12 protein-coding genes are annotated in these 14,189 nt (G+C 72.3%); 3 read left to right on the top strand and 9 right to left on the bottom strand.

What is annotated here, in order from left to right; translation table 11 throughout:
* Positions 1-10: 10 nt before the first annotated feature.
* Entirely contained in the window at positions 11-1,393 is a 1,383-nt protein-coding gene (locus ACZ31C_RS22820; protein WP_350695085.1) for a type IV secretory system conjugative DNA transfer family protein, read from the top strand.
* Positions 1,394-1,433: 40 nt separating this feature from the next.
* Here ACZ31C_RS22820 and pdxT read toward each other — a convergent pair whose 3' ends face one another.
* The 6 genes from pdxT to pgsA all read right to left on the bottom strand — a co-directional run bounded on the left by pdxT (position 1,434) and on the right by pgsA (position 6,385).
* Positions 1,434-2,039, bottom strand: coding sequence for a pyridoxal 5'-phosphate synthase glutaminase subunit PdxT (pdxT, locus tag ACZ31C_RS22815; RefSeq protein ID WP_465796987.1), 606 nt, complete (start codon positions 2,037-2,039; stop codon positions 1,434-1,436).
* 95 nt (positions 2,040-2,134) lie between these two features.
* Positions 2,135-3,043: a pyridoxal 5'-phosphate synthase lyase subunit PdxS gene (gene pdxS, locus ACZ31C_RS22810; protein WP_449953406.1), complete on the bottom strand. Its 909-nt coding sequence runs from the start codon at positions 3,041-3,043 to the stop codon at positions 2,135-2,137.
* A gap of 147 nt (positions 3,044-3,190) precedes the next feature.
* Positions 3,191-3,697 (bottom strand): hypothetical protein, encoded by a 507-nt coding sequence (locus ACZ31C_RS22805; protein ID WP_465796986.1) that lies wholly within the window; start codon positions 3,695-3,697, stop codon positions 3,191-3,193.
* 26 nt (positions 3,698-3,723) lie between these two features.
* Positions 3,724-4,884, bottom strand: coding sequence for a glycosyltransferase family 4 protein (locus tag ACZ31C_RS22800; protein ID WP_465796985.1), 1,161 nt, complete (start codon positions 4,882-4,884; stop codon positions 3,724-3,726).
* A gap of 14 nt (positions 4,885-4,898) precedes the next feature.
* Positions 4,899-5,777 (bottom strand): phosphatidylinositol mannoside acyltransferase, encoded by an 879-nt coding sequence (locus ACZ31C_RS22795; RefSeq protein ID WP_465796984.1) that lies wholly within the window; start codon positions 5,775-5,777, stop codon positions 4,899-4,901.
* Positions 5,774-6,385 carry a phosphatidylinositol phosphate synthase gene (gene pgsA / locus ACZ31C_RS22790; protein WP_396746696.1) on the bottom strand — a complete coding sequence of 204 codons (612 nt, stop codon included), beginning with the start codon at positions 6,383-6,385 and terminating at the stop codon, positions 5,774-5,776. The genes ACZ31C_RS22795 and pgsA overlap by 4 nt, the downstream gene beginning before the upstream one ends.
* Positions 6,386-6,631: 246 nt before the next feature.
* Here pgsA and ACZ31C_RS22785 point away from each other — a divergent pair, with 246 nt between their 5' ends.
* Positions 6,632-8,755, top strand: coding sequence for an elongation factor G-like protein EF-G2 (locus ACZ31C_RS22785; protein ID WP_465796983.1), 2,124 nt, complete (start codon positions 6,632-6,634; stop codon positions 8,753-8,755).
* Between the two features lie 203 nt (positions 8,756-8,958).
* On the opposite strand, the gene ACZ31C_RS22780 is transcribed toward ACZ31C_RS22785, so the two are convergent.
* The 3 genes from ACZ31C_RS22780 to thrS all read right to left on the bottom strand — a co-directional run bounded on the left by ACZ31C_RS22780 (position 8,959) and on the right by thrS (position 13,068).
* Positions 8,959-10,017 carry an aldo/keto reductase gene (locus tag ACZ31C_RS22780; RefSeq protein ID WP_350695100.1) on the bottom strand — a complete coding sequence of 353 codons (1,059 nt, stop codon included), beginning with the start codon at positions 10,015-10,017 and terminating at the stop codon, positions 8,959-8,961.
* 362 nt (positions 10,018-10,379) lie between these two features.
* On the bottom strand, positions 10,380-10,892 hold the full coding sequence (locus ACZ31C_RS22775; RefSeq protein ID WP_396746761.1) for an HIT family protein: 513 nt from the start codon (positions 10,890-10,892) through the stop codon (positions 10,380-10,382).
* A gap of 172 nt (positions 10,893-11,064) precedes the next feature.
* On the bottom strand, positions 11,065-13,068 hold the full coding sequence (thrS, locus tag ACZ31C_RS22770; protein WP_465796982.1) for a threonine--tRNA ligase: 2,004 nt from the start codon (positions 13,066-13,068) through the stop codon (positions 11,065-11,067).
* Between the two features lie 200 nt (positions 13,069-13,268).
* On the opposite strand from thrS, the gene ACZ31C_RS22765 reads away from it, so the two are divergent.
* A complete protein-coding gene (locus ACZ31C_RS22765) occupies positions 13,269-14,120 on the top strand; it encodes a DUF1775 domain-containing protein (protein WP_465796981.1) in 852 nt (283 codons plus the stop codon).
* Positions 14,121-14,189: the final 69 nt, after the last annotated feature.

The following is a 14,189-nucleotide window of genomic DNA, read 5'->3' as shown; positions in this document are numbered from 1 at the left end:
GCAGTCGCGGATGTCCAAGCTCATTCTCGGCCGGGCAGTCGTGCGTCACCTGGAACCCGAGCCGCTGTCCAAGAGCCAGTTCGCCCAGCGGCGACCCAGCGACACCGGGGTACGCGCCCGCCTCGGACTCGGCGAGGAACACATCGTCGACGACGCCGAGCTGGGTCCGGTGGTCGCCTCGGACGACGACAGCCACCTGATGACGATCGCGCCCACCGGAGCCGGCAAGGGCCGAGACGTGATCATCCCGAACCTGCTCACCTACGAGGGCTCGGTGGTGGTCATCGACCCGAAGGGCGAGAACTACGACGTCACGCACGAGCACCGCCGTACCGTGCTGGGCAACGAGATCGTGCTGCTGGACCCGTTCGGTGCCAGCCACGGCGGCAGCGACAAGCGGGGTTCGCTGAACCCGTTCGACGTCTTCGGCGCGCTGCGGCGCGACGACGACGCCGCCGAGGAGGCCGAGGACTTCGGCCGGGTGCTCTCCGACATCCTGATGGGCGGCATCCAGTCGCTGTCCGACCCGTTCTGGGACGAGATGGCGCAACTGCTGATCGCCGCGCTCGCCACCGACCTGATGACCGGCCAGCCGGACCGACCGGACACCCTGCAGGAGCTGCGTACCCAGCTCTTCGAGTCGGACCTGCGCTACCGGCTCGCGGTGGCGCTCGACACGCGGTCGAAGTCGATGCCGCCGGGCACCCGCCAGGAGTTCGAGATGCTGCTCAGCATCGCGGACGCGGAGAAGACCTTCAGCGGGATCGTGGCCACCGCCGCCCAGCAACTGGCCGCCTTCAGCTCCCGGCGGACCGTGGACGCCACCGCCCGGACGAGCTTCGCCCTGAGCGACCTGACCAACCCCGAGCGGCGGATCTCCATCTACGTGGTCATCCCGCCGCACAAGCTGCGTACCCATCAGCGCCTGCTGCGGGCCTGGGTGGGTTGCCTGCTGTACTACGTGATGAACAGCCGGTCGATCAACCAGTCCCGGCTGCTGTTCCTCATCGACGAGGCGGCTCAGCTCGGCCGGTTCTCGCTGCTCCAGGAGGCGATCACGCTGCTGCGCGGGTACGGGCTGCGCACCTGGACCTTTTGGCAGGACCTCGCGCAGTTGTCCAGCCTCTACGGCCTCGCCGCCGAGACCATGATCAATAACTCGGGTGTGCTCCAGGTGTTCAGCCCGGCGAACTTCGGTGCCGCGACCGCCCTGTCGATGCGGATCGGGTGCAGCGTCGGTGAGCTGCTGCAACTCGCCCCGGACGAGCAGGTGATCGCGTTCAAGAACGAGTGGCCGACGAAGATGGAACGCTTCAACCACCTCACCGACCCGGTGCTGCGCGGCTGGGCCCGCGCCAACCCCCGACACGGCACCGCGCCACCGCCCGCGTGAGTTCGATTCGCCCGCGTGGGAGCGCGTTCCCGTGGCGCGGTCAGCGCGCCGCGCGGACCAGGTCCACGAAGTAGGCGTGCAGTCGCGCGTCACCGGTGAGTTCCGGATGGAACGAGGTGGCCAGCAGGTTGTCCTGGCGCACCGCCACGATCCGCCCGGCGGCCGGGCCGGCGGTGACCGTGCCGAGCACCTCGACATCGTCGCCGACCCGCTCCACCCAGGGTGCACGGATGAAGACCGCATGCAGCGGGCCGCCCTCGATTCCGGTGATCTCCACCGGCGCCTCGAACGAGTCGACCTGGCGGCCGAACGCGTTGCGCCGGACGGTCATCGCGATGCCGTCGAAGCCCCGCTGGTCGGGGCGGCCGTCGAGGACCTCGGTGGCCAGCATGATCATGCCGGCGCAGGAGCCGTAGACCGGCAGGCCGTCGGCGATGCGCTTGTCGATCGGCTCGCGCAACTCGAAGATGTCCACCAGTTTGCTGATCGTGGTGGACTCCCCGCCGGGGATGACCAGGCCGTCGACCGCGTCCAGCTCCGCCGGTCGGCGTACCGGTCGGGCCTGCGCGCCCGCCCCGGTCAGGGCGGTGACGTGTTCACGGACGTCGCCCTGCAGGGCGAGCACACCGATCACGGGTGCCGTCACAGGCGCTCCTTCCGGGGTGTTGGCGGGTGTTAGCGAGTGTTAGCAGGGGTCCCCTGCTATGCACGAGGCGTTAGCAGGGGGCCCTTCCTTACATGTCACCAGCCGCGGTCGGCGAGACGGTGCGGGACCGGGATGTCGTCGACGTTGATGCCGACCATCGCCTCGCCGAGCCCCCGGGATACCTTGGCCAGCACGTCCGGGTCGTCGTGGAAGGTGGTCGCCTTGACGATCGCGGCGGCCCGCTGGGCCGGGTTGCCGGCCTTGAAGATGCCGGAGCCGACGAAGACGCCCTCGGCGCCGAGCTGCATCATCATCGCCGCGTCGGCGGGGGTGGCGATACCACCGGCGGTGAACAGCACCACCGGCAGCTTGCCGCTCTCGGCGACCTCCTTGACCAGCTCGTACGGCGCCTGCAACTCCTTCGCCGCGACGAACAGCTCGTCGGTCGGCAACGTCTGGAGCCGCCGGATCTCCTGGCGGATCTTGCGCATGTGGGTGGTGGCGTTGGAGACGTCACCGGTGCCGGCCTCGCCCTTGGAGCGGATCATGGCCGCGCCCTCGGTGATCCGGCGCAGTGCCTCGCCCAGGTTGGTCGCGCCGCAGACGAACGGGACGGTGAACGCCCACTTGTCGATGTGGTTGGCGTAGTCGGCCGGGGTCAGCACCTCGGACTCGTCGACGTAGTCCACACCGAGCGCCTGGAGGATCTGCGCCTCCACGAAGTGCCCGATCCGGGCCTTGGCCATCACCGGGATGGAGACCGCCTGGATGATGCCGTCGATCATGTCGGGGTCGCTCATCCGGGACACCCCGCCCTGGGCGCGGATGTCGGCGGGGACGCGCTCCAGCGCCATCACCGCGACCGCACCGGCGTCCTCGGCGATCTTGGCCTGCTCGGGGGTGACCACGTCCATGATCACGCCGCCCTTGAGCATCTCGGCCATCCCGCGCTTGACGCGGGCGGTGCCGACGACCGGGCTGGCACTGCTGGTCGGGGAAGTCATCTGGACAGGCTCCTCAGGCGTACTCGGGGCGGGGGCAGCGCAGATGCTACGCGCGGCGCGAGGCCCCTCCGAGCGCCAATTCCAGGCGTGGTGGCCTGCTCTGTGGCCCCGGTCACCCACGCGCCGGAGACCGGCGCGGACGGCGGATCAGCGGGTACGCACGTCGGCAGCCGGCACGGTGAGCGTCGGATCGTCGATGTCGAAGTAGCGCGGCCAGGTGTGCCCCCGCCCCATCCGCAACAGCCGCACCAGTGGCCGGCCGCGCGCCGAACGGGCGTCCCGGACCAGGTCGGTGTGCACCTGCCGGGCCAGCGCGAGCCGCCGGCTGGCCGCGATCACCGCGTCGCAGTCCGGGTCGGAGGGGTTGAGTTCGACCGCGCGCAACTGCCGGGTCAGGTCGTTCTCGGCCGCCTCCCGCTCGTCCGGGCCGGCGTCCAGCGCGATCCGCGCCGCCGCGTACAGCTCGACGCCGTAGCGACGCTCCGCCAGCACCGCCGCCGCGGCGGCCCGACGCAGCAGATGGGCGTCCAGGGCGCGCGCGGCGAGCTGCGCACGGGACTGGAGCCGCTCGACCCGGCCGGCGGTCCAGATTAGGTACGCCGCCACCAGGGCGACGACCACCGTCGCGCCCACCACCCACCACATGCCCGGCATCGTAGTGCTGCTCCCGTTCCTCCCGGTCAGTCCGGCCCCACCCACTCCTGGTCGATCACCCGTCCGTCGGTCGCCTCGATCGCCGCTGCGTATACCTCCAGAACGCGGCGGGCAACCACGGGCCAGTCGAAATTCGCCACCACCTGGTGCCCGCAGGCGGTCAGCTCGGCCCGCTGGGCCGGGTCGTCCAGCAGCTCGGCCAGGCGGTGGCGCAGCGTCACCGCGTCACCGGTGGGGAACAACCGCCCGGCCCGCCCACCGTCGAGCACCCGGCGGAACGCGTCCAGGTCGCTGGCGACGACCGTGGTGCCGGCGGCCAACGCCTCGGTGAGGATCATGCCGAAGGACTCACCACCGGTGTTCGGCGCCACGTACAGGTGCACACTACGCAGCATCCGGGCCTTCTCCTCCTCGGAGACCAGCCCGAGGAAGGTCACCCGATCCCGAAGATCGGGCGGAAACTGGTCGAACAGGTCGTCCCGGTCACCCGGGCCGGCGACCAACAGGCGCAGCCCGCGGCGCTGCCGGGCCAACTCCACGAAGGCGTCGCGCAGGATCGGGAACCCCTTGCGGGGCTCGGTGAACCGGCCCAGGAAGCCCAGCGTCCCGCCGTCGCCCGGCGCGTACTCCCCCGGCCAGCCCGGCAACGACGCCACCCCGGCGAACTTGGCCACCGCCACCCCGTTGGGGATCTCCACCGCGCCGCCGTCCAGGTGCTCGACCTGCACCTTGCGGGCCAGCGCGCTGACCGCGATCCGCGCGGTGATCCGTTCCAGCACGATCTGCAGGACGCCCTGGGCGACCGAGAGCACCCGGGATCGGGTCATCGCGGTGTGGAAGGTGGCCACCACCGGCCCCCGCGCGGAGAGCACCGCGAGCATGGACAGGCTCAACGTCAGCGGCTCGTGCACGTGCAGCACGTCGAAGTCGCCCCGGGTGATCCAGCGACGCACCCGCGCGGTGGAGACCGGACCGAACGCGATCCGGGCCACCGAGCCGTTGTACGGCAGCGGCACCGACCGGCCGGCCGGCACCACGTACGGCGGCAGCGGCGAGTCCTCGTCCGCCGGCGCCAGCACGCTCACCTCGTGGCCGAGCCCGATCAGCGCCTCGGCGAGATCCATGACGTGGTTCTGCACCCCGCCCGGCACGTCGAAGGAGTACGGGGAGACGATGCCGATCCGCATTGCGTCCCGTCCCCTCAGTCCAGCCACATCCGCTGCAACATGTGCCAGTCTTGCGGATGCCGGGCGATGCCCGACGCGAGACCGTCGGCGATCCGCTGGGTCAGCGTACGGACCCGCTCGTCCAGCGAGCCCTCCGCCGGCCCCGGCAGCGGCAGCGGCCCCTCGATCGAGGCGCACGCCGCATCCGGTTCGTACCACAGCGACGCCACGTACAGGGGGGCACCGGTCCGCAGCGCCAGCAGCGCCGGACCGGCCGGCATCCGGCTCCGACCGTCGAAGAAGTCGACCTCCACGCCCCGGGCGGAGAGGTCCCGGTCGGCCAGCAACGGCACCACCGCACCGGCCTGCAGCCGATCGGTCAGCACGTCGATGGGCGGGCGGGCTCCCCCGGTGGTGGGCAGGATCTCCATGCCCAGGCCCTCCCGGAAGGTCACGAACCGCTCGAAGACCCCCTCCGGCTTGAGCCGCTCGGCGACGGTGGACAGCGGCCACCCGTTGGCGGCCACCCAGGCACCGGCCAGGTCCCAGTTACCGGCGTGCGGCAGCGCCACCACCGCGCCCCGGCCGGACGCCACGTCGGCGGCGAGCTTCTCGGTGCCGTCCAGCCGGAAACCGGCGAGCACCTGCTCCCGGCTCAGCGACGGCAGCCGGAACACCTCCATCCAGTAGCGGGAGTACGACCGCAGACCCGCCCGGACCAGCTCGTCCAGCTCCGCGTCGGGCAGTTCCGGCCCGACCACCCGGCGCAGGTTGGCGCGCAGCCGGCTGGCGCCCCTGCCCCGACGCCGGTGTGCCCGGTCCGCCACCGCGTCGAACGCCGCCGCCGCCACCGGTCGGGGCAGCACCCGGACCAGCCGCCAGCCGGCGACGAACCCGAGCTCGGTGAGGTTCACCTGGCTTGGGCCTGCCGGTAGACGTACCGCATCCGCTGGCCGACGGTGAACAGCGACACCGCCGCCAGCAGCCAGAGTGCGATCGGCAGCGCCGCCGGGTGGACCCACGCGGCGAGCAGGCCGCCGACGCCCACGATCAGCAGACGCTCGGTACGCTCCGCGATGCCGACGTTGCCGCTCATTCCGAGCCCCTCGGCGCGAGCCTTGACGTACGAGACGAGACCGCCCGCGGCCAGGCAGATCAGCGCGGCGGCCACGCCACCGCGGTCCCCCTCGCCGGCCAGATAGAAGGCGACCGCGCCGAAGACCGCGCTGTCGGCGACCCGGTCCATGCTGGAGTCGAGGAACGCCCCGAACGTGGTGGACCCGCCGCTCATCCGGGCCATCGTCCCGTCGAGCAGGTCGGTGAGCGCGAAGACCGTCACGATCAGCGCACCGGCGACCAGGTGGCCGCGCGCACCGAAGCCGAGCGCACCGACGAGCACTCCGACGGTGCCCGCGACGGTGACCGTATTGGGGGATATGCCCGCGCGCAGTAGGCTGCGGGCGATCGGCTCCACGACGCGGGTCATCCCCGCGCGGGCCGACACTTGGAAGATCTTCGCCATGGCGGTCCCACGATAACGGTCGGCCCCCTGGCCGGCGACACCGCCGGTCGGCGTGGCAAGGGTTGTGTCGGTCCGCCGACGGGTGTGAGATCGAGCCAGTAAGGTGACCCGGCTCACCCGACCACCCGTTGACTGCACGGTTCGGAGCGGTTGCCCGGAAGATATCGCCGCAGTACCCGCCCGGGCCGGTCCCCGTCGCGCGCGGCGGTCGCCACCTACCACCACCGGTTGAGGGAGGTGCGCCCGATGGCGCAGAAGAGTCACGACAAGGGGGCCGCCGGCGGCGTGCCGGCGGTGACCGACCCCGCCAGGATCCGCAACGTGGTGCTCGTCGGGCACTCCGGGGCGGGCAAGACGACGCTTGTCGAGGCGCTGCTCACGGCCAGCGGCACGATCGACCGGCCCGGCTCGATCGCCGACGGGACCACCGTCTGCGACCACGACCCCGCCGCCGTACGCCAGCAGCGCTCGGTGGCGCTGTCCTGCGCGCCGCTGCACCACGACGGCATCAAGGTCAACCTGCTGGACACGCCCGGCTACGCCGACTTCGTCGGCGAGTTGCGGGCCGGGCTGCGGGCCGCCGACGCCGCCCTGTTCGTGGTCTCCGCCGTGGACGGCATGGACGCCGCCACCGCCGCGCTCTGGGAGGAGTGCGCCGCCGTCGACATGCCCCGGGCGGTGGCCGTCGCCCGACTGGACCACCCGCGCGCCGACTTCGACGAGGCGGTGGCGCTGTGCCAGCGCGTCTTCGGCGACAACGTGGTCCCGCTCTACCTGCCGATGCTGGGTGACGACGGCGAGTCCGTCGCCGGCCTGCTCGGGCTGATCACCCGCCGGGTCTTCGACTACACCGCCGGCCTGCCCGCGCAGGTACGCGAGCCCGACCCGGAGCACCTGCCGGCGATCGCGGAGTCCCGCGACGAGCTGATCGAGGGGATCATCGCGGAGAGCGAGGACGAGACCCTGATGGACCGGTACCTCGGCGGCGAGGAGATCGATCCCGCCCTGCTGGTCGAGGACCTGGAGAAGGCCGTCGCCCGGGGCCACTTCTATCCGGTGGTGCCGGTCTGCGCGGCCACCGGCGTCGGGCTGGACGTGCTGCTGGAGGTGCTCACCGCCGGATTCCCGTCCCCGCCCGAGCACGACCTGCCGCCGGTCACCGGCGTCGACGGCTCGCCGCGCCCGCCGCTGACCTGCGACCCGGACGGTCCACTGGTCGCCGAAGTGGTCAAGACGACGGTGGACCGGCACGTCGGGCGGGTCTGCGTGGTACGCGTCTTCTCCGGCACGCTGCGTCCGGACCGTACCGTGCACGTCGCCGGACACGGCCTGGCCGAACGCGGCCACCCGGACCACGACGCCGACGAGCGCATCGCCCACCTCTACAGCCCGCTGGGCGCCACGCTGCGCGAGGTCGGCGTCGCGGTGGCCGGCGACATCTGCGCGATCACCAAGTCCGGCAGCGCGGAGACCGGCGACACCATCTCCGCCAAGGACGACCCGTTGCTGATCGCCCCATGGGAGATGCCCGAGCCGCTGCTGCCGGTGGCCGTGGTGGCGAAGACCCGCTCCGACGAGGACGCGCTGGCCCGCAACCTGGCCCGGCTGGTGGCCGGCGACCCGACGATGCGGCTGGAGCGCAACCCGGAGACCCACCAGTTGGTGCTCTGGTGCATGGGCGAGGCACACGCCGACGTGGTCCTGCACCGGCTGCGCGCCGGTGGGGTGGAGTTGGACACCGAACCGGTACGGGTGCCGATGCGGGAGACGCTGACCGCACCGGCCCGTGGGCACGGCCGCCACGTCAAGCAGTCCGGCGGGCACGGCCAGTACGCGGTCTGCGACGTCGAGGTGGAACCGCTGCCACGCGGAGGCGGTTTCGAGTTCGTCGACCGGGTGGTCGGCGGCGCCGTACCGCACCACTACGTCCCCTCGGTCGAGAAGGGCGTACGCGCCCAGATGGAACGCGGGCTGGTCGCCGGTCACCCGGTGGTGGATCTGCGGGTGACCCTGGTCGACGGCAAGGCGCACAGCGTCGACTCCTCCGACGCGGCGTTCCAGACCGCCGGGGCGCTGGCCCTGCGGGACGCCGCCGACCGGGGCGCACCGGTGGTGCTGGAACCGATCGACGAGGTGACGGTGCGGGTACCCGACGGCAGTGTGGGCGCGGTGATGGGCGACCTCTCCGGTCGGCGCGGCCGGGTGCTCGGCACCGAACCGGACCCGGACGCCGAGGGGCGCACCCTGGTCCGCGCCGAGGTGCCCGCCAGCGGGCTGCTCCGGTACGCGGTCGAACTGCGCGCGATGACCGCCGGCGCCGGCACCTTCCGCCGCCGCTTCCTCCGCTACGACTCCCACCGCACCCCCTGACACGGCCCTCGCCCCCCTCGCCCCGTCGCCCCCCTCGCCCCCCGTCGCCGTCGGCGCCGCGCCAGTCGTCGGTGGAGTCGCCGTCGATCATGGACTTGTGGCTGCCGTTTCGCCCCTTTCAGTGACATCTGGGCGTGCCACAACTCCATGATCGGCGCGGCAGCCACCGGGCGGAGGGCGGGAGGCGGGCGGGGTGGGGCCGGTCAGGGGCGGGCGGTGGGGAGCATGGGGCTGGGCCAGTAGGGGCGGTCGACCTCGCGCAGGGCGGCCGAGCGCAGGGCGGCGAGTCGACGTTCGACCTCGGCGAAGTGGTCCGGACGCAGCGGACCGAGGGCCAGTGCGGCGGCGTTCTCCTCGACCTGGGCGACGGTGCGGCATCCCGGGATCGGGATGGTGCGGTCGCTGCGAGCCCAGATCCAGCCCAGCGCGCCCTGCGCCAGGGTGCGCCCGTCGGCGGTCAGCGCCGCCCGCACGGCGTGTACCCGGCGCAGCCACTCCGGTGCCGGCCGCCCGCCCCGGAACCACTCCAGCCATCCCGAGGTCATGCCCCGTACGTCGTCGTGCGGCAGCGTCGAACAGTGGTGGTACTTGCCGGTGAGCAACCCCATCCCCAGGGGCCCCCGGTTGACGCTGGCCAGGTCGTACTTGTCGCAGACCGCGAGCAGGTCGGGGGCGTCCCGGAGCACCGACAGGCTGTGCTGCACGACCGCGCCGTGCCGGGCGTCCTGGCCGAGGGCGACGGCCCGGTCGACCCGGTCGGTGCTCCAGCCGTACGCCCGCACCAGCCCGTCGGCGACCAGGTCCTCCAGGACGCCGATCAGCGCCTGCGCCCGGGCCACCGGCAGGTCGGCCAGGTGCAGTTGGTACAGGTCGATCCGATCGGTGCCGAGGCGGCGCAGCGAGTCCCGTACCGCCCGGTGCAGGTACGCCGGGGACGCGTCCCGACCCGTGGCCTGCCGGGACCGCTCGTCGAACGTGTAGCCCCACTTGGTGGCGATCACCGCCTCGTCGCGCCGTCCGGCCAGCGCCCGGCCGAGCAGCCGTTCACCGTGCCCGGCACCGTACGAGTCGGCGGTGTCGAAGAGGGTCACGCCGAGGTCGAGGGCCCGGCGGACCGCCCGGACGGACTCCTCGTCGTCGACCGCCCCCCACCCCAGCGGGGTGTGCCCCTCGGACCAGGGACCGGCGATCGCCCAGCAGCCCATGCCGAGGGCACTGACCTCGATCCCGCTGCGCCCGAGCGTGCGCGTCGACTCCGCCACCGGCGCATCGTGCCATCTTCCGGACACGGTTTGACAGACATCCAGCACGATCATCCGTACGGGGGACCGTCGCCCACGGATCACCCCGGCGCGGCCCGGATCCGCCCCGTTTCGTGTCCCACCCGGACGACCTGCGAATCGCCGGAGGATCCGGTTGCCCTCGTGGCCGCCTTTGCTCTGCTCACCGATACGCATCGACTCCAGCGCGTAACCGTTGCGGGGGGTGAAGCAGAGCAAAGGCGGCGCGCGGCAGTGGACTCCGGCGCGGGTCCCGCCGGGGCACACGGTGGGTGCAGAGGCCCCGCGACGAAGCCCGCAGGACGCGAAGCGCGAGGCCCCGGACGCGGGGGCTGCGGGTCAGGTCAGGTCGGCCAGGCGCGGACGAACAGGTCGCGGGTGTCGCCGAGCAGTTGCGGCAACACCTTGGTACGCCCGATCACCGGCATGAAGTTGGCGTCACCGCCCCAGCGGGGCACCACGTGCTGGTGCAGGTGGGCGGCGATCCCGGCACCCGCCACCCCGCCCTGGTTCATGCCCAGGTTGAAGCCGTGCGCGTTGCTGACCTTGCGGACCACCCGCATCGCGGCCTGGGTGAACGACGCCAGCTCGACCGTCTCCGGCTCGTCCAGGTCGGTGTAGTCGGCCACGTGCCGGTATGGGCAGACCAGCAGATGCCCCGGGTTGTACGGATACAGGTTGAGCACCACGAAGACGTGCTCGCCCCGCGCCACGACCAGGCTCTCCTCCGCCGGTCGGGCCGGGGCCAGGCAGAACGGGCAGCCGGAGGGTTGCTCGTAGCCGCCCTCGGGTCGGTCCTCGCCGGAGATGTAGGTCATCCGGTGGGGCGTCCAGAGCCGGTCCAGCCCGTCGGCCATGTCCCTGTCGCTGTGCTCGTCCGCTCCCCCAGTCACACCGGCGATCCTACGGCCCCGCCGAGCGGGTGCCGAGCCTCGGCCCGGCACCCGGCGTGATCGATGGAGCGGCACCCGGCGTGCGTGTTAGGAAGGGTCCCCTGCTCTACCGCAGGCGTTAATAAGGTGCCCTTCCTTACATCTGGGCGGAGGGGCCGACGTTGGTGCGGGTGCGGACGACGTCGAGCACGTGGGAGACCGCCTCGGCCAACGGCACCCCGTTGCGCTGCGAGCCGTCCCGGTAGCGGAACGAGACGGTGCCGGCGGCCACGTCGTCGTCCCCGGCGATCACCATGAACGGGATCTTCTGCTGCTGGGCGGTCCGGATCTTCTTCTGCATCCGGTCGTCACCGGCGTCCACCTGGGCGCGGACGCCCTCGGCGCGCAGCGCGGCGACGAAGCCGTGCAGGTAGTCGGCGTGGTCCTCGCGGATCGGGATGCCCACCACCTGCACCGGGGCCAGCCAGGCCGGGAACGCCCCCGCGTAGTGCTCGGTGAGCACGCCGAAGAACCGCTCGATCGAGCCGAACAGCGCCCGGTGGATCATGACCGGCCGCTGCCGGCTGCCGTCGGCCGCCTGGTACTCCAGACCGAAGCGCTCCGGCAGGTTGAAGTCGACCTGGATGGTGGACATCTGCCAGGTCCGGCCGATGGCGTCCTTGGCCTGCACGGAGATCTTCGGGCCGTAGAAGGCCGCGCCGCCCGGGTCGGGCACCAGGTCCAGACCGGACTCTTCGGCCGCCGAGCGCAACGCCTCGGTGGCCCGTTCCCAGTTCTCGTCGGTGCCGACCGACTTCTCCGGGTTGCGGGTGGACAGCTCCAGATAGAAGTCGTCCAGGCCGTAGTCGCGCAGCAGTTCGAGCACGAAGGCGAGCAGGGACTTCAGCTCCCCCGCCATCTGCTCCTCGGAGCAGAAGATGTGCGCGTCGTCCTGGGTCATGCCGCGCACCCGGGTCAGGCCGTGCACCACACCGGACTTCTCGTACCGGTAGACCGTGCCGAACTCGAACATCCGCAGCGGCAGCTCCCGGTAGGAACGACCACGGGACCGGAAGATCAGGTCGTGCATCGGGCAGTTCATCGGCTTGAGGTAGTAGCTCGCGCCCTCCACCTCCATGGGCGGGAACATGCCGTCGGCGTACCAGTCGAGGTGCCCGGAGACCTCGTACAGGTGGCCCTTGGTGATGTGCGGGGTGTTGACGAACTCGTACCCGGCCTGCTCGTGCTTGAGCCGCGAGTAGTTCTCCATCTCGCGGCGGATGATGCCGCCCTTGGGGTGGAAGACCGCCAGGCCGGAGCCGAGCTCGTCGGGGAAGCTGAACAGGTCGAGGTCCGCGCCGAGCTTGCGGTGGTCGCGCCGGGCCGCCTCCTCCAGCAGCTTCAGGTACGCCTTGAGCGCGTCCCGCGTCGGCCAGGCGGTGCCGTACACCCGCTGGAGCTGCGGGTTGCGCTCGCTGCCCCGCCAGTACGCGGCGGCCGAGCGCATCAGCTTGAACGCGCCGATCAGGCGGGTGTTGGGCAGGTGCGGGCCCCGGCACAGGTCGGACCAGCAGACCTTGTCGGAGTCGGCGGCGAGGTTGTCGTAGATGGTCAGCTCGCCGCCGCCGACCTCCATCACCTCGGAGGAGTCCAGCCCCTCGCCCTTGACGTCGATGAGTTCCAGCTTGAACGGCTCGGCGGCCAGCTCGGTCTTGGCCTCGTCGAGGCTGTCGAAGCGCCGCCGCCGGAACCGCTGCCCGGACTTGACGATCTCCTGCATCCGCTTCTCGACCTTGGCCAGGTCGTCCGGCTGGAACGGCTTGTCGACGGCGAAGTCGTAGTAGAAGCCGTTCTCGATCGGCGGGCCGATGCCGAGCCGGGCCTCGGGGAAGACGTCCTGCACCGCCTGGGCCAGCACGTGCGCGGTCGAGTGCCGCAGCACGTCGAGCCCGTCCGGCGAGTCCAGCGCGACCGGCTCGACGGCGGTCTCCTCGGCCGGACGCCAGTCCAGGTCGCGCAGGGCGCCCTGCGGGTCGCGGACCACCACGATCGCCTTCGGGCCGGTGGTGGGCAACCCGGCCGCCGCCACCGCGTCGGCCGCCGTCGTCCCGGCGGCGACGACGACGGGGTCGGCCACGGCGGGGGTACGGGGTGCGGACACGGGTGAACTCCTCGCAGCAGATGTGACGGAAAGGTGCCGGTGACGGCTCACCGCGATGGTATCGGTCGGCGTGGTGGCCACCGTCCCCGACACCGTAGGGAACCAATCCCGCCACCGTTGAACCTTTTCGGCCCGGCATCCGAACTACCAGGTGTGGCCGGAGCCGGTTCCGGCCACGTCGACACGGATGGGAACCCAGCATGGCGATGACGCGCGGCGGCAGCCGTCGACGCCGGGGCGCGCTGGTGGCCGCCCTGGCCACGGCCGGGGTACTGCTCTGGCCCGCGAGCACGGCGTGGGCCGACGGTGTGACGTTCACTCCGGCCGAGGCCCAGCAGGGCAACTCGGTCAAGCTCGAGTTCCTGGTGCCCGACGAGCGGCCCGGGGTCCGGACCGAGCGGATCGAGATCCGGATGCCGGCGGAGACGCCGGTGGCCGAGGTGTATCCGCTCTCGGTGGAGGGTTGGGCGCCCGCCATCACCACCCGCAAGCTCGACGCCCCGATCGCAGGCATGCACGGTCCGGCGACCGACGTGGTGACCGCCGCGTTGACCTGGACCCGGGCCACCGGCGAGGCGGGGGCGGGCCCGGCCCGCCTGGTGTTCTCGATGGCGCCGCTGCCGCAGACCGAGCAGGTGCGGTTCGAGCTGACCCAGACCTACGCCGACGGCCTCCAGGTGCACTGGGGCAACCGTCCCGGCCAGCGCCCGCTGCCCGCGCTGACCCTCGCCCCGGGCGACCCGGCGTACCCGGGTGCCGCCCATGGCGGTCACGGCGCGGCACCCGGCGGTGCGGCGCCGGGCGACCCCGTGCCGACCGCCGCCACGCCCGACGAGGGCCCGAACGCCAACAGCCTGCTCGCCGCCGGCCTGGTCGCCGGTCTCGGCGGCGGCGCGGTGATCGGCTGGCTGATCAGCCGACGCCGTCGGGGCACCACCGAGGAGATCGACCGGTCGGTCCTCGACGAGCAGCCCACCGCCGAGCCGACGGCCGACGCGGACCCGGCGCAGCGCCGCGACGACGAGGTGGTCGAGGCCGGCGCGAACCGCTGAGGGTCGGCCTCGTCGTCGTACCAGCTCGGCGGGTTGTCGGGTGGGCCGCAACGACGTACCGCGCCACTC

The sequence above is a fragment of the Micromonospora sp. NPDC023869 genome, from assembly GCF_055559695.1.
This window is presented reverse-complemented; position numbering and strand designations above follow the sequence as displayed.

Coding starts and splice junctions, on each gene's coding strand:
- ACZ31C_RS22775 (WP_396746761.1), bottom strand. CDS start 10,892: ATGGCCGACGGGCTGGACCGGCTCTGGACGCCCCACCGGATGACCTAC.
- pgsA (WP_396746696.1), bottom strand. CDS start 6,385: ATGGCGAAGATCTTCCAAGTGTCGGCCCGCGCGGGGATGACCCGCGTC.
- ACZ31C_RS22800 (WP_465796985.1), bottom strand. CDS start 4,884: ATGCGGATCGGCATCGTCTCCCCGTACTCCTTCGACGTGCCGGGCGGG.
- pdxS (WP_449953406.1), bottom strand. CDS start 3,043: ATGACTTCCCCGACCAGCAGTGCCAGCCCGGTCGTCGGCACCGCCCGC.
- ACZ31C_RS22765 (WP_465796981.1), top strand. CDS start 13,269: ATGGCGATGACGCGCGGCGGCAGCCGTCGACGCCGGGGCGCGCTGGTG.
- ACZ31C_RS22785 (WP_465796983.1), top strand. CDS start 6,632: ATGGCGCAGAAGAGTCACGACAAGGGGGCCGCCGGCGGCGTGCCGGCG.
- ACZ31C_RS22820 (WP_350695085.1), top strand. CDS start 11: ATGTCCAAGCTCATTCTCGGCCGGGCAGTCGTGCGTCACCTGGAACCC.
- ACZ31C_RS22805 (WP_465796986.1), bottom strand. CDS start 3,697: ATGCCGGGCATGTGGTGGGTGGTGGGCGCGACGGTGGTCGTCGCCCTG.